This is a genomic window from Deinococcus marmoris, assembly GCF_001949125.1.
Taxonomy (GTDB): domain Bacteria; phylum Deinococcota; class Deinococci; order Deinococcales; family Deinococcaceae; genus Deinococcus; species Deinococcus marmoris_A.
The window spans coordinates 12,876-34,381 of sequence record NZ_MSTI01000152.1; the positions used below are offsets into that span (position 1 = coordinate 12,876).

Below are 21,506 nucleotides of genomic sequence, written 5' to 3' on the forward strand. Positions count from 1 at the left end.
TAAAGAGGGGCTAGAAAAGAAAAAGACTCCCGATCTTTGCTCCCTCCCTCTTTATGGGGGAGGGTTGGGGAGGGGGTCAATCGCAGACGCCCGCTCAGCGTTGCCTGAATGACACGGAGGTACATCCATGACCGCCACCACCGAAAAAACCACCACCCTTACCCACTGGATCAACAACGCTCCCGCCGAGGGCAAATCGGGCCGCACTTCCCCCGTTTACAACCCGGCCACTGGGCAGGTGCAGGCGCAGCTTCCCCTTGCCAGCGCTGCCGAGATTGATGCCGTGGTGCAAATTGCCACCGCCGCCGCCCTCAAGTGGCGCACCAGTTCCCTCAGCGTGCGCTCCAGCGTGATGTTCAAGTTCCGCGAGCTGCTCTCGGCGCGGCGGGATGACCTCGCCCGCATCATCACCCGCGAACACGGCAAGGTACACAGTGACGCGTTGGGCGAGATTGCGCGCGGCCTGGAGAACGTGGAGTACGCCTGTGGCATTCCCACCCTGCTGCGCGGCGGCTATTCCGAACAGGTCAGCACTGGCGTGGACGTGTACAGCATTCAGCAGCCGCTGGGCGTGGTGGCGGGCATCACGCCGTTCAACTTTCCGGCGATGGTGCCGCTGTGGATGCTGGGGAACGCGCTGGCGTGCGGCAATGCCTTTATCCTCAAGCCCAGCGAGAAAGACCCCTCCAGCGCCAACTTCATGGCGGAACTGCTGAAGGAGGCCGGACTGCCCGACGGCGTGCTGAGCGTCGTCCACGGTGATAAAGAGGCGGTGGACGCCATTCTGGAACACCCCGGCATCGCCGCCGTGAGCTTCGTGGGCAGCACCCCGATTGCCAGATACATTTACGAGAAGGGAACCGCCGCTGGCAAACGCGTGCAGGCGCTGGGAGGCGCGAAAAACCACATGCTGGTGCTGCCCGATGCCGATATCGGCATGGCTGCCGACGCCGCCGTGTCTGCCGCTTACGGCTCGGCGGGCGAGCGCTGCATGGCGATCAGCGTGGTGGTGGCGGTGGGCGACTCGGGCGACAAACTGATCAGCGCCATTCAGGAGCGCATCCCCGCCCTCAAGATCGGCCCCGGCGACGTGGCGGGCAACGAGATGGGGCCACTGATCACCCGCGAACACCGGGACCGGGTGGCCGGATACATCGGCTCCGCGCAGGAGCAGGGCGCAAAAGTCGTGGTGGACGGGCGCGAGACCAAGTTTGACAACGACGGCTTCTTCCTGGGTGTATCACTGCTGGACGATGTGAAACCCGGCATGGCCGCCTATGACGATGAAATCTTTGGTCCCGTGCTGTGTGTGGTTCGCGCCGACACCTACGCCGAAGGCTTAAAGCTCATCAACGACAACGAATACGGCAACGGCACCGCCATTTTCACCCGCGACGGCGGAGCGGCCCGTCAATTCCAGTTTGATGTCGAAGTGGGCATGGTGGGCGTGAATGTTCCCGTGCCTGTCCCCGTCGCGTATTACAGCTTCGGCGGCTGGAAGGCCAGTCTGTTCGGTGACACGCACATGTACGGCCCGGAAGGCATCAAATTCTTCACCCGCAGCAAGGTGATTACCTCCCGCTGGCCCGATCCGGCAGGCAGCAAGGTGGATTTAGGGTTCCCGCAGACCCGCTAGAGCAGTTCTCCGAATTACGTCGCCGGAATGAGGGACTTCCGGCGACTCCATTCTCCGTCCTGCTCAGTAAAAGTCACTCGCTCTCTGCGAGCTGTGCCAGTCCGATCGGTCATAAAAATGATCTTTTTATGACAACTGCTCTAACCCCCGCTATTTCTCGCCAGCAGCCGCGCTTCTACCAACGCCGACAGCGCCCGCACCGGGGCCTGTGAATCGGTGGCGAAGTAGCGCGGGCTGGGGTGTGGACAATTCACGGTAGGCAGGGGGCGGGGCAGTTCGGGCCACACGAACTTCCAGCCGCCCTGCGCCTTGCCGCCCACCAGGACCACCACCCGGAGCGCGGGCAGCAGCGTCAGCAGTTCCAGCGTGGCGGGTGTGGCGGCCCGGACCTGCGACGCCGTGGGGGTGACCACGCCCCCCGCGCTGAGTTGCCACGGCAGGATGTTCCAGACCAGACAGCGCCGCCGCCCGATTCCGGCCAGTTTCAGCAGGCAGCTCAGGTTCTCGGCGGTGCGGTCAGGGTTGTCCAGTGAGGCGAAACCAGTCTGGGCGACTTTCGGCCCCGGTGATTCCAGCAACAGCAGGATTTCAGTATGGATGCCGCCGCTCTCGGGGTCAAAATTAGGCAGGTCCAGCCGCCCACCCAGCGCCTTGCTTTCCCTGAGCCGTGCCGCAAAAGCCGTCAGGGGCGCAATGTGGGGTTCTTGCAGTCGGGCGTGGCGGGCGGCGAGAACGCTCGGATCGGCCAGGGATTGCGTCTGCACTAGCTAAGTCTAGCTTTGGCGCGGTGCATCGGCACTCCGCATCCCTTCAGCCTGAGCTAAGAGATGTGGAGGCGCGGTCTGTTCAGTCCGCCGCGCTGGCCTCACTTGCTGCCGCCGCGTGCAGTGTGATCGGCGTCCCGTTGACCGCTGCATTCCCGGTCAATGCGTCCACCCGGCGCGAATCGGTCAGGTCATTCAGGCTGACGCCCGCGTGTGCAGAGGCCACGCCCAGCCGCACCCCAGCGCGCGAGTGGCCGAAGCCGTGCGGCAGGGAGGCCACACCGGGCATCAGCGTGTCGGTCAGTTCCAGCGGGACCGTGACCGCGCCCACGCGGGAGCGAACCTCCACGTCCTGCCCGTCCACCAGTCCGGCGGCGTCGGTAGGGTTGAGTTGCAGGGTGCAGCGCCCCGGCCCGCGCATCAGGCGCGGCGTGTTGTGCATCCAGGAGTTGTTGCTGCGAAGCTGCCGCCGCCCGATCAACACCAGCGGGGGAGGCATAATTTCCAGCGCCGCTTCCAGCCGGGGCAAGTCTGCCAGCATCGGCGCAGGGGCGAGATTGACGCGGCCAGAGGCAGTCAACAGACGTTCGGGGAAGCAGGGTTGCAGCGGGCCGTAATCCACGCCGTGCGGGTTGGCCTTCAGCTCATCCAGATTGGTGCTGTACGGGCCAGCCGAGAGGCCCATGTTCAGCTTTTCTTCGGGGGTGCTGCCTGCCTTGCCTGTCATTCGCTCGGTCAGACCCATGAAGATCTGGTAGTCAAACCGCTGATCCTCGGCAATGGGGAAGACGGGCAGCGAGTACCGCGCCGTGTTCTGCACCGCCAGCAGGTGAAAGGTGATGTCGTAATGGGCCACTTCCAGCCCGAAGGCGGGCGGCAGGATGACGTGGGCGTGCCGGGTGGTCTCGTTCAGGTAGGGATCGATGCTGACCATGAAATCCAGCCCCGCCAGCGCACTGTCCAGAGCTGCGCCGTCTGGGGTGGACAGCACCGGATTGCCCGCCACCGTGACCAGCGCGCGAATCTGGCCGTCGCCGGGGGTGGCGATTTCCTCGGCCATCGTCACGTTGGGCAGCTCGCCGTCAAATTCAGGCAGGCCCCGCACGCGGGAGGTAAAGCGTCCGTGGTGGACTGCGCCCTTCTTTGCCCGTTGAAGAAGATCGTAGGCGGGTTTGGTGAACATCGCGCCGCCCTCCGAATCCAGATGCCCGGTCACGGCGTTCAGCACGTTGACCAGCCACTGGGACAGCCCGCCGAATTCCTGAATGCTCAGGCCGATGCGCCCGTAGGCCACCGCGCGCTCGGCGGCGGCAAAATCGCGGGCCAGCGTGCAGATGGCGTCAGCAGAAACGCCGGTCAAGCCTTCCACCCGTTCTGGAGTGAAGGACTGGGCCGCGCCCCGCACATCGTCCAGCCCGTCGGAGAAATCGGCCAGATGGCCCAGCCGCTCCAGCCCCTCGGCAAAGATGACGTTCAGCAACGCCAGCAGCAGATAAGCGTCGGTGCCGGGGCGGATGAAGTGGAAGTCGGTGGCGTGGTCCGCACTCTCGGTGCGGCGGGGGTCCAGCAGCACCACGCGTCCGCCGCGTTCACGAATCGCCTTCAAGCGTCCGCGCACGTCCGGCGCGGTCATGATGCTGCCGTTGCTGGCGAGGGGATTTGCGCCCATGATCAGCATAAAATCGGTGCGGTCGATGTCGGGAATGGGGATCAGGAAGGGATGGCCGAACATCTCCGCGCCCGCGAAGTGGTGCGGCAACTGATCGATGCTGGTGGCCGTGAAGCGGTTGCGGCTGCCGATGGCCCGCACCAGCCCGCCCGCCGAGAGCAGCGTGCCGCTGTTGTGGACGCTGGGATTGCCCTGGAAGGTGGCCACCGCGTCTGCGCCGTACTTCTCGCGCACCGCCCCTAGCTGGGCCGCCACGTAATCCAGCGCCTCGTCCCACTCCATCTCGTGCCAGGTATCGCCGTCGCGCCGCATGGGACGTTTCAGGCGGTCCGGGTCCGCGTGCAGGTCGGGCAGCGCCGTTCCCTTGGGGCAGATGTGGCCCTTGCTCAGCGGATCGTTGACGTCGCCGCGCAGATCGGTCACTTTGCCGCCCTGGACAGTGATTTGCAGGCCGCAGATGGCCTCGCACAGGTTGCAGGCGCGGAAATAGACGCCATCGGCGGGCAGGGGAGCAACGGCAGGAGCGGTGTGCTGAGTCATGGGACGAACCTCCAGAAAGGGTTTTGAGTTGGGGCAGTCTGGCACATAGGCCGAGTCTGGACGGTGGATTGCCCCGCCTCTTCGACAATTCTTGCCACCAAAAGGAAGCGGTGGGCCGGAAATTCAACTCCGGTCCCACCGCCTGTCTACCCGTATGTTCAGCCCTCGGTGAGCCAGATGTAACGGGCCAGCAGCGCCGCCGCGACAGCGTACAGAATCGGGCTGACTTCTTTCGCCTTGCCGCTCAGCAGCTTGATGGCGCAGTAGCTGATGACACCCAGGCTCACGCCGTTGGCGATGGAAAAGGTCAGCGGCATGACGATGATGGTCAGGAACGCAGGCAAGCTGTCGGCGATGTCGTCCCAGTCGATGTGCTTCACGCCGTCCATCATCAGCGCGCCCACCAGGATCAGCGCGGGGGCGGTGGCCGCGCCAGGAATGGCGGAGGCCAGCGGCCACAGGAACATGCTCAGCAGGAACAGCACGGCCACCGTGACGGCGGTCAGGCCGGTGCGTCCACCCTCGCCGATCCCGGCGGCGGATTCCACGTAGGCGGTGGTGGTGGAGGTGCCCATGAACGCGCCGAACATGGCGGCGATGCCGTCCATCGAGAACAGGCGGCGGGCGCGCGGCATGTTGCCCTGGGCGTCGATGTACCCGGCGCGTTGCGACAACCCGGTCAGGGTCCCAGTGGCGTCGAAGAAATCCACGAAGAAGAAGGTGAAGACCACGCTCAGCAGGCCCAGGCCTAGCGCCCCCGCGATGTCCATCTGGCCCACCAGTCCGCTGGGCCAGATCGGCGTGCCGAAAATGCCCAGGAAGCTGCCGTCAAAGCCGGGAAATGAGCGCAGCGCGCCTTCCGGTCCACCCGCGTACACGGCGGCCCCGGTTGCGATTCCCAGCACAGTGGTGGCCAGGATGCCGTACAGGATCGCGCCGGTGATCTTGCGGGCCATCAGCGCGGCGGTCAGGATCACGCCGATGGAGGCCAGCCACACCGTAGGCGAGGCCAGCGAACCCATGCCCACCAGGGTGGCCGGGTTGGCGATCACGATGCCTGCGTTCTTGAGACCCAGGAAGGCCAGAAATGCCCCGATGCCCCCGGTAATGGCGTATTTCAGCGAGTTGGGAATGGCCTGTACGATGGCCTGCCGCGCCCCCAGCACACTGAGCAGCACGAACAGCACCCCGCTGATAAACACCGCCCCCAGTGCGGTCTGCCACGCCACGCCCATGCCCTGCACCACCGTGAAGGCGAAGAATGCGTTCAGTCCCATGCCCGGTGCCTGCGCGAAGGGGTATTTGGCGATCAGTCCCATGACCGCCGAGCCGAAGGCCGCCGCAATCGCTGTGGTCATCAGCAGTTGCACGAAGGCATTGGGAATGTTGATCGCCGTGGAGAGAACTTGCGGGTTGACGAACAGGATGTAACTCATGGTCAGGAAGGTGGTCAGGCCCGCGCGCATTTCCTGCGTGACACTGGAATTCTGGGCGGTGATGCCAAAGTAGCGGTCCAGACCCGACAGGGGGACGAGCGGCGCGGGGCGTGAAGCAGCGGGATCAGACATAGGGTCTCCTTCGCTCTTTGCGGCGTCGCCTCAAGAGCTGTGCAGGGAATTGTTTTTTGAGGGATTCATACGGACTCCGATTGAATCGTTTGCGAAAACGATGAAATCCGAGCGGATGCGAGGAGGAGAAAGACGGGTTCCGGGCGTGGAGTGAACGAACCGGAGCTTTCCCGGTTTGTTCACGAAACAGACGGAATCCGTATCAGCCGTGAATAGATCAGCGTTACGACACCAGTTCTGGTGGTTGTTTTTGTACGACTTCGGAACCCTTAAACCCGGCGCGGGCAAAAACCTCATCGCCGCCCACCCAGACACGGGCCACGTCCGCCTGCGTGCCGTTGGCGAACAGCGCGGCCAGCGTCTCGGAAGAAGAAGTGGCGTGGTTCAGAATGGCGTCTAACGTGCTGCCTTCCGGCGGGCGCAGCCACACGGCATCGAACGCCTTGCCCACGCCGAAATCCCCGATCTGATCTTGCATGTCCAGCGCCTGCGCCCCGGCCCGCGTGGACAGGTACAGCAGGTGCGCGGGGGTCAGCGGCAGGCCGCCTTCGCCCAGAAGCTGCTGCATGAAGTACGCCTGCAAGCCTTCCTTGAGCATCGAGAAGCCGGTGCCGCCGCCCACGTCGGTGCCCATTGAGACGTGAACCCCAGCGTTCAGGTGACGCTTGAGGGGAAACAACCCGCTGCCCAGCGCCGAGTTGCTGCATGGGCAATGTGCGGCAGTGCAGTGGTGCGCGGCCATCTGGCCCAGTTCGCGGTCCGTGGTATGGACGCTGTGCGCCAGCACGCTGCGGCGGCCCAGCAGCCCGGCGCGGTCATAGGTGTCCAGATAATCCAGGCTGCCGGGGAACAGCTCCTTAACCGTCTGGACCTCGCGCACGTTCTCATTGATGTGGGAGGTGAAATGCACGTCTGGAAATTCGTGCATCAGCGCGGCACAGGCGTCCAGAATGCCCTCGCTGGCCGACAGGCTGAAACGCGGGGTCACGGCGTAGCGGGCGCGGCCCACGCCATGCCAGCGCTCGATCAGCGCCTTGCCCTCGCTGTAGGCCAGTTCGGGCGTGGTGTGCAACTCGTCGCGCAACATCCGGTCACTGACCACCTGTCCGGCCACGGTTCGCAAGCCCGTCTGCGCGGCTTCCTCAAAAAAGACGTCCACCGCGCTCCTGTAATGCGAGCCGAACACCAGCGCGGTGGTGGTGCCGTTGCAGCGCAGACCGTGCAGAAAATCCCTTGCCACGGCGCGGGCGTAGGTGTCGCTGCTCAGCCGTGCCTCTTCCGGCAGCGTGACATGGTCCAGCCAGTCCAGCAGCGGCATTCCCAGCCCGCCGATGATGCGAACCTGCGGGTAGTGGACATGGGTGTCGATAAAGCCCGGCAGCAACACGCCGCCGCGCAGGTCCGTGATGGTGGCCTCTGGATATTCGGTGCGCAGCGTGGCAAAGTCGCCGCTGGCCGTGATCTTGCCGCCGTCCACCAGCAGGCCACCGTCCTCCTGAACGTGCAGGGCGTCGTCGTCCGTGAACGGATTGGAGGGCGTGTGCATGAAAGCGGCCCGATAAAGGGTGGGGGACAGGATGGGTGTCATGTGGGCCTCGAAAGGGAAGAAGTGGTCTGCTGTTGGACCGCCCGCTGGCTTTCGAGCAGCGTCACCAGTTGGGCGGCCACGCTCACCGCGATCATGGCGGGCATCTTGCCGGAAATCCCCGGCAGGCCGATGGGGGTGGTGATGCGGGCGAGGTCCGCGTCGGTGTGGCCCTCGCGCCGCAGTTGCTCCTGAAAGCGAATCCACTTGACTGCCGAGCCGATCAGCCCGATAAAACCCAGGTCCGCCCGCCGCAACGCCGCGTCGCACAGGGCGGCGTCCTCGGCGTGGTCATGCGTCAGGATCAGGATGTGCGCGCCGGGGGGCAGTTCGTGCAACGTCATTTCAGGAATGGGGGAGTGATGAACCTCCACCCGCGCCTCGCCGCCCATCAGCGGGGCCAGGCGTTCGGGCGTCAATTGCCCAGCCCGCGAATCCACCAGATGCAGGTTCAGCGGCAGCCGCGAGAGGATCAGCCCCAGCTCCAGCCCCACATGCCCGACGCCGAAAATGGCGATGTGGGGGCGTACAGTTGCCAGCGGCTCCAGCAACAGGGTGACCTCGCCGCCGCAGCACTGGCGGCCATGCTCGTTGGTGGCCTTATCGGTCAGCCGCAGCATAAGCAGTTCCGGCGTGTTTGCCGACACTTTCAGCATCGCCCGCGCCCGTTCCACGGCGGTGGCTTCCAGGTTGCCGCCGCCGACGCTGTCCCAGCTCGTTTCCAGGCTGACCACCATCTTGGCTCCCGCCTCGCGCGGCGCGTGGCCCCGGACAGCAGCGACGGTCACGAGAACGCCCGGCGTGGCGGAGTCGTGAAGGTGTTGAAGGGCGGAAAGCCAGTTCATGAGGCTGGGTTGTGGGAAAAGCGGGGGCTGAGGTTTTTAGCTCCCTCCCTCCTCGTGGGGGAGGGTTGGGGAGGGGGGACCACCGGGCAGGCCGCTACCACCAGTCCCCCCTCAGTCATCTGCTGCCACCGGCTCGCCCTGCACCTGCCGCGCTTCTTCCAGCGCCCAGAACACCGCTTCCGGGGTGGCGGGACTGCTCAGGAACTGTTCGCGGCCAGCCGGGCCGAAGGCGGCAGCCGCCTGACGCAATGCCTCGCGGGCGCTGATGCCCAGCATCAGAGGGGGTTCGCCCACGGCTTTGGAGCCGTACACCACGCCGTCCTCGGTGGCCCGTTCCATCAGCGCGACATTGAAGACCTCGGGCATCTCGCTGAAGCTGGGGAGCTTGTAAGTGCTGGCGGCCTGGGTACTGAGGCGTCCCCGGTTCGGGCCATCCGACTCGTCCCAGCGCAGTTCCTCCAGGGTCAGCCAGCCCGCGCCCTGCACGTAGCCGCCCTCCACCTGCCCGATGTCCACCAGCGGCGAAAGGCTGTCGCCCACGTCCTGCAAGATGTCCACCCGGCGCATGCGGTACAGGCCTGAGAAGCCGTCCACCTCGACCTCGGTGATGGCCGCGCCGTAAGAGAAGTACTTGAAGGGTTCGCCGTGCATCGCCACGCGGTCCCAGTGCAGGCCGGGGGTGCGGTAGAAGCCCGCCGCCCACAACTGCGTCCGAAGGTGGTAGGCATCGTGGACCAGCGTCTTGAAGTCGATGCCCTTGTCGGGGTGGCCCAGCGGGAAGACCAGCCCCTGCTCGAAGCGCACGTCATTGGGATGCACGCCCAGCGCGCCAGCGGCGACATCCGACAGCCGCTCCTTGATCTGCTCGCAGGCGTTCTTGATCGCGCCGCCGTTCAGATCGGCCCCACTGCTGGCGGCGGTGGCGCTGGTATTCGGCACCTTGTCAGTGCGGGTGGGGGCCAGACGCACCCAGTTCACCGGGACGCCCAGCGCCGTAGCAGCCACCTGGATCATCTTGGTGTGCAGGCCCTGACCCATCTCGGTGCCGCCGTGGTTGATCAGCACGCTGCCGTCCTTGTACACATGGACCAGCGCGCCTGCCTGGTTGTAGGCGGTGAAGTTGAACGAGATCCCGAATTTGACGGGCGTGATCGCTAGCCCGCGCTTGGTGTGCGGGTGCGAGTCGTTGAAGGCGCGCACTGCCTGATGACGTGCTTCAAAGTCGCCGCTGACCATCAGTTGTGCCCACAGGTCTTCCAGGCGCTCGGCGTGGCGCACCGGCTGACCGTAGGGGGTGGCCTCGCCGGGCTGGTAGAAGTTCAGGCGGCGCAGCTCGTGCGCCTCGATGCCCAGCAGCGGCGCGCAGCGGCCCAGGATATCCTCAATCACCAGCATGCCCTGCGGCCCGCCGAAGCCCCGGAAGGCGGTCTGGGAGGTCTTGTTCGTTTTGGCGATGCGCCCGTGAACCTCCACATGCGGGATGTAATACGCGTTGTCGATGTGACACAGCGCCCGCGCCATCACCGGCTCGGACAGGTCCAGGCTCCACCCGCCGTCGCTGGTCAGCGTGGCCGAGAGGGCGCGCAATTTGCCGCCCTCGTCGAAGGCCACCTTCCATCTGGCGTGAAACGGGTGACGCTTGCCGGTCATGGTCATGTCCTGGGTGCGGTTCAGGCGCAACCGGACCGGGCGGCCCGTCAGGACGCTGCCCAGCGCGGCAATCGCGGCGAAGCCGTGCGGCTGCATTTCCTTGCCACCGAAGCCGCCGCCCATCCGCAGGCACTGCACGGTGACCTGCGAGGCTTCCAGGCCCAGCACATGCGCCGTGATCTCCTGCGTTTCGCTGGGGTGCTGGGTGCTGGACTGGATGAAGATCTGCCCGGCCTCGTCCACGTAGGCCAGCGCCGCGTTGGTTTCCAGATAGAAGTGTTCCTGCCCGCCGAACTCGAACTCGCCCTCGAAGGTGTGGGCCGCGCCCTCAAATCCCAGATGGATGTCGCCGCGCCGCAGGGTGGACTGCGCGCCCTGGAAGGACTCTGCGGCGATGGCGTCGTGGATGCTGATCAGCGAGGGAAGCGGTTCGTACTCCACCTCTACCGCCAGTGCGCCCAGCCGCGCCGCGTCGATGCTGTCGCCCAGCACCCAGGCCACCACATGCCCGTGGAACATCACCTCAGTGGGGAACAGGGCTTCGTCGCCCTTGACCCCGGCGTCGTTCGCGCCGGGAACGTCGGCGGCGGTCAGGACGCGCACCACACCGCTGACGTTCAGCGCCTGAGATACGTCCATGCGCGTTACGCTGGCGCGGGCATGCGGGGCCTGCACCGGCCAGGCGTGCAGCAGATTGGAAAGGCGCACACCCAGATCATCGGTGTACAGCGCGTGTCCGGTGACATGCGCGGAGGCACTTTCATGCGGCACGGCGTCGCCGACTGCGCCGTTGTGCGGGCGTTCATGCAGGCTGGTCATGGGTTTACCTCCGGTGACGTGGGGTTCTGTGCTGCGGGGAGACGGAGCAAGCGACTAGCCACGGACCACTTCTGTTTTCTCGAAGAAGAATTTCAGCAATGCCTGCTCCAGCATGGCGGCGCGGTACTTCGCGCTGGCGCGGTGGTCGCTCAGGGGGGTTCCTTCCTGGCCCATCAGCGCGGCGGCCTCGCGGACGTTGCGTTCGGTCCAGGGCTGGCCCGTCAATGCCTCCTCAGTTTTCAGCGCACGCAGCGGCGTCGCGGCCACTCCACCCAGGCCGATGCGGATGCGGCTCACGTTGTTGCCGTCCAGTTGCATGGCAATGCCCACGGCAACGCTGGAAATATCATCAAAACGGCGCTTGGCGTACTTGTAAAAGCCGGTGATCGGGGCGAGGGGCAGTGGAATCTTGACCGCACGAATTAACTCGCCGTCCTGCAACTTGGTCTGGCGGTAGCCCTCAAAAAACTCGAACAGCGGAACTTCGCGCTCACCCTGACGCGAGGCCAGGATCAGCGAGGCGTCCAGCGCCAGCAGCGTGGGCGGGCTGTCGCCGATGGGCGAGGCGGTGCCGATGTTGCCGCCCAGCGTGGCGCTGTTGCGGATCAGGCGGCTGGCGAACTGCGGGAACCACTCGGCCATCAGCGGGATGCGCCCGTCCAAGCGGCGCTCGATCTCCGTCAGGTTGAGGCCCGCGCCGATGCGGACATGATCGTCATGCCACTCCAGCTCGCGCAGTTCGGCCAGCCCATCCACCGCGATGGTGACGCCTGCCCGCGCGTGGCGGATGTTGACCTCCACGCCCCAGTCGGTGCCGCCCGCCAGCAGCGTGGCGTCAGGGTGTTCGGCCAGCAGTTCCAGCGCCCCCGGCAGGTCGGCGGGGCGGTGAAAGTCGCCGTCGGGGCCGGAGAGGTGCAGGGGCTGGGGGGCCGGGGCCGGGCGGGTTCGCAACGTGCCCAGCGTGTCGTCTGCGGGCGGCGTGCCCAGCGCGTGGGCGGCGTCCTGGATGGGGCGGTAGCCGGTGCAGCGGCACAGGTTCCCACTTAGCGCGTGGATGTCGAAGCCGTTGGGCGCGTGGTGTTCGCCGTCCTTACGTTCAGGCCGGTAGTACTCGGCGGCCATGCTGACCACGAAACCAGGGGTGCAGTACCCGCACTGCGAGCCGCCCCGCACGGCCATCTCGTGCTGGACGGGGTGCAGGTGGCCGGGCGAGCCGATGCCCTCGGCGGTGATGACCTCCTGACCGTTCATGGCCGGGAGCATCACCAGACAGGCATTGACGCTTTCCAGCCGTGTGCCGCCGCGTCCATCCGGGCGGGAAACCAGCACCGCGCAGGCTCCGCATTCGCCCTCGGCGCAGCCTTCCTTGCAGCCGGTCAGGCCGCCGTCGCGCAGCCAGTTCAGCAGCGTCGTGTGGGGCCGCGCGCCCTGTACCTCGCGGGGTTGACCGTTGACCGTGAGCGTAAAACTGTCCATGCTTTCTCCTTCCGCCGTCAAAAACGACAAGCCCGGCGTTCCACTGCACCCAGATTCCCACAGAAGGAATTTAGATGCATGGTTCACGCCGGTGACGAAAAGGGCGGGTCGCTGGTTATCCATGCAGAACAGCAACCTGATTTGATGTGATTTGATTCTACGCCTAAGTATCTGGTTTGCCTAGCCCCTTTTCGGGCGGATTGGACCGGGTCCAGAAAAAAGTCTAGTGGGTGGTCACATCGGCTTCAGCGGCTTCATGGGCTGCATCGGGGTCATCGGTTTTATCTCGCTCTGGCCCATGCCGTCTGCCACTTCATCCAGCTCGATATATCTGGCTTCCTCCAGCGACGGTATTTCATTCAGCGAATGCAATTGCCCATTCTCGATCTGAAAATAGACCGATCCGTCTCCGGTATGAATCTCCACCACCGCACCGCTTTCGGTCTGGAAGAGGGTGGGGGCAATGGTCCACACGCCCGTCGTGACGCCGCTGCTCTGGCGCTGGCCGTCGCCGCTGATGCCAATGGTGGTCTGATCACCCTGGTTTTCCAGCACGATGGTCTGCCCGCCCTTCAATTTCGCCTGATATGCCATGCCCGACAGTAGTGGGTGGGGGAGCGCGGCAGGTCCGTATCGCCTTCAGAGGCATTAATTACGGGTTCCGTCTGTAACGCGGTAGGAATCGGAACAGCGCCGATCCCTGCACTCCACGCCCGGAACCCGTTTTTCTCCTGCTCGCTCTCGTCATGAACAGACTGTCGTCGTGGGATAGCACCCGTATGGGGCTACTCCTCCCCAGGAGGACGCTATTCCTCTGCGTCGCAGCTCTGCGAGTCCCGCTCGGATTTACAGGTGTTTTCAACACCTTCTAATCGGAGTCCGTATGAGTTTGCGTCCGTGCGGCACAATGCGGGGATGAAACGCCTGTCGCTCGCCGTCCTGATCTGGCTGCTGCTGGCCGGGGCAGGCGTGGCGGCGCTGTTCACCGGGGCGCGCGGGCAATTCACGGAAACCTTCAACACCGACGCCCGCATCCTGCACCGCGTCCTGTCGCAGCGCATGGAGCAGCAAGAAGCTGTGCTGAACGCTGTGGACGCGCTGGGGCAGGGCATGGACGCGGCGGCACTGGGAAGTTATCTGGACACGCTGCTGCGCCCCTACCCGCAGGTGGTGGCGGTAGAGCGCTGCACGGCGGGGGCCTGCCGGGTGCTGGGAACGCCTGCCGAGCCGCCGCCAAAGCTGGCTCCCGCCCTGTCCCCAGATCCCGCCGTGCGCTGGCCGGAAGGTGGCGGTCCGCTGTACGCATTGTCGCGCGGTGATGTGCGCGTGTGGGTGGACGCGCGGCGGCTGACCGGAGCGCTGGACAGTGGGGCCGCGCCGCTGACCTACACACTGTTTCAACCCGCCACGGGCGCGGTGATCGTGAATCATACGCAAGAGGGTGGGACCGGGGCAGCTTCCACCACATTGCGGGTGGAAAAGGTGCTGGGAACGGCCCTGCAACCCTTTCCCATCGTCATCTCGCGCCCGGTGCCGTGGGGGGTCTGGCCGTGGATGGCGGGCCTGTTGTGGACTTTGCTGACGGCGGGCCTGACCGCACTGGTCTGGCGACTGCTGGAAGCCCGGAGGACCGCGCAACACGCCCTGCTGGACGAACGGGCGCGGGCCGGGGGCGTGGTGGAGGCCGCCTCAGAGGCCATCGTGGCGCTGGACAGCCTTCACCGGGTCACGCTGGCAAACCCGGCGGCGCGGGCGGCGATGGCCCACCCGCTGCCCCCTGGCACCGATCTGCGCGATGTCACCACCTTCCAGGCCACGCTGTCGCAGGCTCCGTTTGATGCCGCGTCCTTCTGGGACAGCGCCGGGCCTGTCGCCCTGCCCGAAGGTCTGACGTTGCTGCGAAATGGCGAGGCTGTGGGGGTGGAAGGCTCTCTGGCCCCCCTCCCCGGCGCGGACGGCACCCTGCGCGGGCGGGTGCTGATCGTGCGCGAGGTGGGGCCACTTCAGCGCCGGATGCTGGAACATCTGGAAAACGGCGAGCGGCGCGTGCGCGAACACGAGGACATGCTGGCCCACGTCTCGCGCCTGTCCACCCTGGGCGAGATGGGCGCGGGGCTGGCGCACGAGCTGAACCAGCCGCTGACCGCCATCGTCAGCTACGGGCAGGCGGCGGCGCGGCTGCTGGACGATCCCGAACCCGATCTGGCCCGGGTGCGGCATGCGGTGGGCGCGTCGGTCACGCAGGCCGTGCGGGCAGCGCAGATCATCGTGCGGCTACGCCAGTGGGTGCGCCGCACGCCCAGCACGGCGCGGCCCACCGATCTGGTTCAGGCCGTGCAGAATGTGCTGACCCTGTGCCGCGCGGACCTGAACCGCCTGGGCGTGCGGGTGGTCACAGATTACGCCGACGCGCCGCTGGTTCAGGCCGATCCGGTGCAACTGGAACAGATCGTCCTGAACCTGCTCAGGAACGCGCTGGACGCTGTGCAGGACACCCCTGATCCTGCTATTGAGCTGAGCATCGTGCTGGAGAGGGGTGGCTGGTCCCTGAGTGTGAGCGACAACGGCCCCGGAATTGCCGCCGAGGTTGCGCCGCGCCTGTTCACGCCGTTTACCACCAGCAAATCGGGCGGTCTGGGCCTGGGCCTGAGTCTGTCGCAGACACTGGCGCAGGGGATGGGCGGTGACCTGAGCGGCGCGAATGCCCATGCGGGCGGCGCGGTCTTCATCCTCAACCTTCCGCGTCTGGAACTGGAGGCCGCAAGTGACTGAGCCAGTCATCAATGTTGGCCTGCCGCTGGAACCCACCGTGTATCTGGTGGACGATGACGACGCGGTGCGTGACGCGCTGGGCTTTCTGCTGGGGACGGTGGGGCTGAACGTGCGCCCCTTTGCCGATGGTCTGGAGCTGGAGCGCGCCCTGGACGCCGAGGGGCCGCCCGCCATAGGTTGCCTGCTGCTGGATATTCGTATGCCGCACATCAGCGGCCTGCAACTGCAATTGCGCCTGCAAGAGCGCGGTGTGGACCTGCCCGTGATTCTGTTGACCGGACACGCCGACGTGGAGTTATGCCGCCGGGCCTTCCGTCAGGGTGCGGCGGACTTTCTCAGCAAGCCCGTGGACGAGACCGAGTTGCTGGAAGCTGTGCAGCGGGCCGTGCGCCAGCATCTGCGGGGCCGTCAGCGCCGCGCGGCGAGTGGGCAGGCCCGGCTGCGTCTCTCGCGCCTGTCTGTCCGCGAACATGATGTCCTGCGCGGCATTCTGGACGGCCAGACCAGCAAGCAGACCGCCCGCACGCTGGAGATTTCTGCCCGCACCGTGGAAACCCACCGCGCCAGCCTGTTTGCCAAGCTGGAGGCCGATTCGCTGGCTGAGGTGATCCGCCTCGCGCTGGAAGGAGAAGATGTTTGACCGCGATTGGGCGGCCAGAGGAGACCCTCTGCGTAAGGTCATCGTGACCGAGTTTCTGACCCTGGACGGCGTGTACGAGGATTCCACCCCTTGGCAGCAGGGTTATACCAGTCACCGAAAATGAGGCTGAATAAGCCGAATTTTCCGAGCAGAGCGAGAAGAGAAAAATACCAGTCACCAAAATGGAGGCGGAACTCTCGGCGCTTTTCTGAGAGTTCCGCCTCCATTTTGGTGACTGGTATTACAGCCCAGAGGATGGCCCGTTCAAGCACGACGAACTGTTTGAGAGCGGCGGCCTGCTGCTGGGCCGCGTGACCTACCAGGGCTTCGCCGCGTACTGGCCCACCGCTAGCGGCACCGGGGCGTTTGGCGAACGCATGAACAGCCTGCCAAAGTTTGTCGTCACCACCACCCTGGGATCCCTGGAATGGAACGCCACCGCGCTGGAGGGAGATGTCGGCGCGGCAGTGCGGGCTTTGAAGCAGCAGGATGGCCAGAACCTCCTTGTCTACGGCAGCGGCACCCTGGTCCAGACGCTGCTGCGCCTTGGCCTCGTGGACGAACTCCGGCTGATGGTCTACCCACTGGTGCTGGGAAGCGGTAAGCGCCTGTTTGCGGATGGGGACCGTCTGGCGCTGAATCTGACCTCCTCAAGAGACCTCGGCTCAGGCGTGCTGCTGCTGACCTACGGACCTGTGGCGGGAAGCTGATTTCCATGTCCATAGCGGGCGGTAAGCCACCTGGCCCATCCGGCGTACCCTGCCTGACGGTAGCCTCTGCATGAATCAACGCACTTGCCACTCTCGCTGAGCATGTAAAGGACGGAACATGACCGAAACTGAAGCCATTGCGCGGGCAGATGCCCCCCGCACCCGCGCCAGCCTCGCCGCTGACCTCCGTGCGCTGGGCGTGGGGGCGGGCGACGTGCTGATGGCTCACGTCAGTCTGAGCAGCCTGGGCTGGGTGGCCGGTGGACCGGTGGCGGTGATCCAGGCCCTTCAGGATGCCGTGACACCTGCGGGAACACTGGTGATGCCCACCTTCACCCTGAACCTGACCGATCCGGCAGACTGGCGCAGACCCGCCGTTCCACCATCCTGGTGGGAAACCATCCGCGCCGAGACCCCAGCCTTTGACCCGGCGCTGACGCCCACGCGCGGGATGGGCCGCACCGCCGAACTGTTCAGAACGTGGCCGGACGCGAGGCGCAGCGATCACCCGCATAGTTCCTTCGCCGCGTGGGGCAGGCACGCCGAGGTCATCACGGCGGACCACCCCCTGACATTTTCGCTGGGAGAAGGCTCGCCCCTGTCCCGCGTCTATGACCTGAATGGCCGGGTGCTACTGCTGGGGACCAAGAACAACTCCAGCCTGCACCTCGCGGAAGTCCGGTCCGGCAAGCAGAAGACTGTGCCTTTCAGCGGCCCCATTCGGGTGAACGGGCAGCCGCAGTGGGTGACGTTTGACGAATGCGATTATGACGAGGACGCCTTCCCGCCCGTCAAAGCCGCCTTTGAAGCGAGTGGCGCAGTCACGGTAGGGAAAGTCGGCTCAGCTACCGCGAAACTGATGTCCCAGAAAGCTCTGGTGGATTTCGCTGTGCAGTGGTGGACGGCGGATTCGGCTACCGACGCTTCGTCCTGAGGGGCAGTGCTGCGGCAGGTTTTCCCCACCTCTCCGTAAAACTACGCAGTCCATACGCGAATTGCCCGGATACCGTTTTTGCCGTGTGGGGCGCAAAATATCAGGCATGAAGAAGATTCTGACTGCCCTGCTGACCGTCTCTGCCATCTCTCTGGCCGCCGCACAGACCACTCCCACGCCGATCAAGCTGGCAACCACCGCCACCGTGTCAACCGCCAGCCTGAGCCTGAGCGCCGCCAGCCGGATTGCCACGCTGGCCGTGAACAACTGCGCCCAACTGGGCTACAACGTGACTGCCACCGTGGTGGACCGCAGCGGCGTGACCCTGGCCGTGGCCCGCGCCGAGAATGCCGGGCCGCATACCCTGGGGGCCAGTCTGGGCAAGGCGTTCACCAGCGCCAGCGCCCGCAACCTGACCAGTAACATTGCCAAGGGGCTGGAAGCCAACCCCGGTCTGGCCGACATCCCCGGCTATCTGGTGCTGGCAGGCGGCGCGCCGATTAACGTGGGAGGCGCAGTGGTGGGCGCGGTAGGCGTGGGCGGCGCACCCAGCGGCCTGACCGACGAGAAGTGCGGCACCGATGCCGTGGAAACGGTGCTAGGCAAGTAAAATGCGTGATGTGAAGAAGCTGTCCAGAGGGGTCATTCTCGGTCTGGCCCTGCTGGGCAGTTTCTCGCCGTCGCCAATGGCTTCGGCTCTGGGTGTGAAAGGGAGCGCCGTGACCACGACTGCACAGAAGAGCAAGCTGAACGCGCAATTGCTCCAGGCCGCCGAACAGGGCAATCTGGAGCAACTTCAGACGCTGTTGAAAGCGGGTGCGTCCGCCAGCGCCGCCGACGGCAGTGGACGCACGGCACTGACCTGGGCCGCCAAGGGGGACCACGTGGCCGTTGCCCGCGCCCTGATTGCAGCGGGTGCGGACCCTGATCCGCAGGACGATCAGCGCAATAATGCCCTGCTGGTCACGGGCGAAACCGGCAGCGTCGCCATGCTGCGCGAGGTTTTAAAGGCCAAGCCCGATCTGACGCGTACCAACCGCTACGGCGGCACCGCCCTGATTCCCGCCGCAGACCGGGGCCACCTGCCGTATGTGAGCGAGATTCTGAAAACCACCAAAATAGACGTGAACCACGTCAACAATCTGGGCTGGACGGCGCTGCTGGAAGCGGTGATCCTGGGCGACGGCGGCAGGGCGCACACCGGGATCGTGCACGAACTGCTGGCCCACGGTGCAGACCGGAAGATTGCGGACCGTGAGGGCGTCACGCCCTTGCAACACGCCCGCCAGCGCGGATACAGCGAGATGGTCAAGCTGCTGGAAAAGTAATCTGGCTCTGAGTTCTGAAACGTGCCAAACACCGTCTCTCCCGCCGGAGAGGTTTTTTCTTTGCCCTGGCCGGAAGCCACCTTCACGTCCCCACGCAAAACCTGCGTCCTGTGCGCCACAATGCCCGCATCTATTAAACAGGATCAAGGTCAGCCGCTGACCGGGGAGGGAAGATGACAACACATGACACCGACATCATCGTGATCGGCGCGGGGCTGGCCGGACTGGTGGCCGCCGCCGAGGCCGCCGACGCCGGAAAGCGCGTGCTGCTGCTGGACCAGGAAGGTGAGCAGAATCTGGGCGGACAGGCGTTCTGGTCTTTCGGCGGCCTGTTCTTGATCGATACGCCAGAGCAGCGCCGCCTGAAAATCCGTGACAGCCACGAACTGGCGTGGCGCGACTGGCAGAATACGGCGGGATTTGACCGCCCCGAGGACCACTGGCCCCGCAAATGGGCCGAGGCTTACGTGGACTTTGCCGCTGGGGAAAAGTATGGCTGGCTGGCTTCGCAGGGCATGAAGTTCTTTCCCGGTGTGGGCTGGGCCGAGCGCGGCGGGCAGGGCGCAAGTGGCCCCGGCAACAGCGTGCCGCGCTTCCACATCACCTGGGGCACCGGGCCAGGGGTGGTAGAACCGTTTGAACGCCGGGTGCGCGAGCATGTTGCCACTGGCAGGATTGCCTTCAAATTCCGTCATCGTGTGCGCGGCCTGAACATCACGGACGGTGTGGTGCATGGGGTTCACGGCGACATTCTGGAATCCTCCAACGTATTGCGTGGAGAGGACAGTTCACGCGTGGTGGTGGACGATTTTGACCTGAATGCTGGGGCCGTCATCCTTACGTCTGGCGGCATCGGGGGCAATCAGGAACTGGTGCGGAAGAACTGGCCTACAGAGCGCCTCGGCCCCGCGCCCGAGTTCATGATTTCCGGCGTGCCGAAGCATGTGGACGGCGCAGCGCAGGGGATGGCCGAGGCGGCGGGCGCGCACCTGATCAACCGGGACCGCATGTGGCACTACACCGAGGGCATCCGCAACTGGAATCCCATCTGGCCCATGCACGGCATTCGCATCCTGCCCGGTCCCAGCAGCCTGTGGCTCGCGCCAGACGGCACACGGCTACCGTACCCGAATTACCCCGGCTTCGACACCCTGGGCACGCTGCAACACATCACCACGAACGGTTATCCGTATACGTGGTTCGTGCTGAACCGGGCCATCATCAAGAAGGAATTCACCCTTTCAGGCAGCGAACAGAATCTCGATCTGACAGACCGCGATCTCCGCAAGGTGGCCGGACGGCTGGGCAAGAATGTCGCGCCCTCCGTGCAGGCGTTCATGGACAGCGGCGCGGATTTCGTGGTGCGCGACAGCCTGCCCGAACTGGTGCGCGGCATGAACGAGTCCATCGGCAACAGTGCCGTGGATTACGACACGGTGGCGCGCGAGGTGGCGGACCGTGACCTCCAGATCGCCAACCCCTTCGGCAAGGACCCGCAACTGGCGGTGGTGCGCGGCGCGCGGGCCTTCATCAACGAACGCCTGATCCGCATCGTCAAGCCTGCGCCGCTGCTGGACTCGGCCTCGGGGCCGCTGATCGCCGTCAAGCTGAACATCCTGACCCGCAAAACGCTGGGCGGTCTGGAAACCGATTTGCAGGCGCGGGTGCTGGGCACGGGCGGCCAGCCGATGCCGGGGCTGTACGCTGCCGGGGAAGTCGCGGGCTTTGGCGGCGGCGGGATGCACGGCTACCGCTCGCTGGAAGGTACGTTCCTGGGCGGCTGCCTGTTCAGCGGGCGGGTGGCGGGGCGCTGCGCGGCGGGGGCGGTGGGGTAGTAGGGGGATAAAGCCCTGCCCAAGCGCCGCCCATCTGCCGCGCCCGCACCCCCGCTACCCTGACGCCCATGACCCCCTACCGCGCACTCATTCTCGATCTGGACGGCACGCTGGTGGACAGCAACGACGCCCACGCCCGCGCCTGGGTGCATGCTTTCACAGATGAGGGTTTTTCCGTGTCCTTCGCACAGGTTCGCCCCCTGATCGGCATGGGCGGCGATCAACTGGTGCCGCGCCTGACCGGGGTGGGGCCGGAAAGCGAGCAGTACGAGCGACTTTCAGAGGCCTGGAAGGACCACTTTCAGCGCGGCGAGTTGCCCACCGTCCGGGCGCAACCGGGGGCGCGCAAGCTGGTGGAGGAACTGCGGCGGCGCGGTCTGGACCTGATCATCGGCACCTCGGGCGACGAGACGGTGGTGGAAGCCCTGTTGATGCGCGCGGATGTGGCCGATCTGGTCCCGCAGCGCACCACCGCCCCGGACGTGGAGGACTCCAAGCCTGCCCCGGACATCGTGCAGGCGGCGCTGAAGAAGCTGGGGCGGCAGCCGGGCGAGGTGCTGATGCTGGGCGATACGGCCTACGACATAGACAGTGCGGGAAAGAGCGGCGTGGACACCGTGGCCCTGCGCTGCGGCGGGGCGGAGGACGGGCGGCTGGCCGGGGCCATCAAGGTCTACAACGATCCACTGGATCTGCTGGTTCATCTGGACGATCTGGCGCTGGGATAGGGCTGGG

At 65.6% G+C, this 21,506-nt stretch carries 17 protein-coding genes and 1 pseudogene; 10 read left to right on the forward strand and 8 right to left on the reverse strand.

The genetic code is table 11. The annotated features are described in order from the left end of the window. Window positions 1–127 precede the first annotated feature (127 nt). Entirely contained in the window at window positions 128–1,636 is a 1,509-nt protein-coding gene (locus tag BOO71_RS21625; RefSeq protein ID WP_075835958.1) for a CoA-acylating methylmalonate-semialdehyde dehydrogenase, read from the forward strand. 140 nt (window positions 1,637–1,776) lie between these two features. Here BOO71_RS21625 and BOO71_RS21630 read toward each other — a convergent pair whose 3' ends face one another. The 8 genes from BOO71_RS21630 to BOO71_RS21665 all read right to left on the reverse strand — a co-directional run bounded on the left by BOO71_RS21630 (window position 1,777) and on the right by BOO71_RS21665 (window position 13,146). Next, a complete protein-coding gene (locus BOO71_RS21630; RefSeq protein ID WP_075835960.1) occupies window positions 1,777–2,400 on the reverse strand; it encodes a uracil-DNA glycosylase in 624 nt (207 codons plus the stop codon). Window positions 2,401–2,482: 82 nt separating this feature from the next. Further along, window positions 2,483–4,609 carry a molybdopterin-dependent oxidoreductase gene (locus BOO71_RS21635; protein WP_075835962.1) on the reverse strand — a complete coding sequence of 709 codons (2,127 nt, stop codon included), beginning with the start codon at window positions 4,607–4,609 and terminating at the stop codon, window positions 2,483–2,485. 158 nt (window positions 4,610–4,767) lie between these two features. Beyond that, on the reverse strand, window positions 4,768–6,177 hold the full coding sequence (locus BOO71_RS21640; RefSeq protein WP_075835963.1) for an NCS2 family permease: 1,410 nt from the start codon (window positions 6,175–6,177) through the stop codon (window positions 4,768–4,770). 223 nt (window positions 6,178–6,400) lie between these two features. Then, window positions 6,401–7,765, reverse strand: coding sequence for a guanine deaminase (gene guaD / locus BOO71_RS21645; RefSeq protein ID WP_075835964.1), 1,365 nt, complete (start codon window positions 7,763–7,765; stop codon window positions 6,401–6,403). Beyond that, entirely contained in the window at window positions 7,762–8,607 is an 846-nt protein-coding gene (xdhC, locus tag BOO71_RS21650) for a xanthine dehydrogenase accessory protein XdhC (RefSeq protein WP_075835965.1), read from the reverse strand. The genes guaD and xdhC overlap by 4 nt, the downstream gene beginning before the upstream one ends. Before the next feature lie 111 nt (window positions 8,608–8,718). Further along, window positions 8,719–11,076 carry a xanthine dehydrogenase molybdopterin binding subunit gene (gene xdhB / locus BOO71_RS21655; protein ID WP_075835966.1) on the reverse strand — a complete coding sequence of 786 codons (2,358 nt, stop codon included), beginning with the start codon at window positions 11,074–11,076 and terminating at the stop codon, window positions 8,719–8,721. A gap of 54 nt (window positions 11,077–11,130) precedes the next feature. Continuing rightward, window positions 11,131–12,552: a xanthine dehydrogenase small subunit gene (locus BOO71_RS21660; protein ID WP_075835968.1), complete on the reverse strand. Its 1,422-nt coding sequence runs from the start codon at window positions 12,550–12,552 to the stop codon at window positions 11,131–11,133. Window positions 12,553–12,786: 234 nt separating this feature from the next. After that, complete coding sequence (locus tag BOO71_RS21665) at window positions 12,787–13,146, reverse strand: hypothetical protein (protein ID WP_139323107.1); 360 nt, start codon at window positions 13,144–13,146, stop codon at window positions 12,787–12,789. 321 nt (window positions 13,147–13,467) lie between these two features. On the opposite strand from BOO71_RS21665, the gene BOO71_RS21670 reads away from it, so the two are divergent. From BOO71_RS21670 to BOO71_RS21705, 9 genes and pseudogenes are all read left to right on the forward strand, one after another. Beyond that, complete coding sequence (locus tag BOO71_RS21670) at window positions 13,468–15,324, forward strand: sensor histidine kinase (RefSeq protein WP_075835972.1); 1,857 nt, start codon at window positions 13,468–13,470, stop codon at window positions 15,322–15,324. Next, window positions 15,317–15,964, forward strand: coding sequence for a response regulator transcription factor (locus BOO71_RS21675; protein ID WP_254843249.1), 648 nt, complete (start codon window positions 15,317–15,319; stop codon window positions 15,962–15,964). Before BOO71_RS21670 ends, BOO71_RS21675 begins: the two co-directional genes overlap by 8 nt. Continuing rightward, on the forward strand, window positions 15,957–16,088 hold the full coding sequence (locus BOO71_RS29115; RefSeq protein ID WP_303046769.1) for a hypothetical protein: 132 nt from the start codon (window positions 15,957–15,959) through the stop codon (window positions 16,086–16,088). The genes BOO71_RS21675 and BOO71_RS29115 overlap by 8 nt, the downstream gene beginning before the upstream one ends. 121 nt (window positions 16,089–16,209) lie before the next feature. Next, window positions 16,210–16,674 (forward strand): annotated as a pseudogene (locus tag BOO71_RS21680) (dihydrofolate reductase family protein); the annotation flags it as partial. Between the two features lie 118 nt (window positions 16,675–16,792). Then, a complete protein-coding gene (locus tag BOO71_RS21685) occupies window positions 16,793–17,608 on the forward strand; it encodes an aminoglycoside N(3)-acetyltransferase (protein WP_075835975.1) in 816 nt (271 codons plus the stop codon). Between the two features lie 106 nt (window positions 17,609–17,714). Further along, a complete protein-coding gene (locus BOO71_RS21690) occupies window positions 17,715–18,218 on the forward strand; it encodes a GlcG/HbpS family heme-binding protein (RefSeq protein ID WP_075835978.1) in 504 nt (167 codons plus the stop codon). A 10-nt stretch (window positions 18,219–18,228) separates the two neighbouring features. Then, window positions 18,229–18,936, forward strand: coding sequence for an ankyrin repeat domain-containing protein (locus tag BOO71_RS21695; RefSeq protein ID WP_254843250.1), 708 nt, complete (start codon window positions 18,229–18,231; stop codon window positions 18,934–18,936). 173 nt (window positions 18,937–19,109) lie between these two features. Continuing rightward, the gene (locus tag BOO71_RS21700; protein ID WP_075835980.1) at window positions 19,110–20,771 is read left to right on the forward strand and encodes an FAD-binding dehydrogenase; all 1,662 of its coding nucleotides are present in this window, start codon (window positions 19,110–19,112) and stop codon (window positions 20,769–20,771) included. A 68-nt stretch (window positions 20,772–20,839) separates the two neighbouring features. After that, a complete protein-coding gene (locus BOO71_RS21705) occupies window positions 20,840–21,499 on the forward strand; it encodes an HAD family hydrolase (RefSeq protein WP_075835982.1) in 660 nt (219 codons plus the stop codon). The last annotated feature ends 7 nt before the right edge of the window (window positions 21,500–21,506 follow it).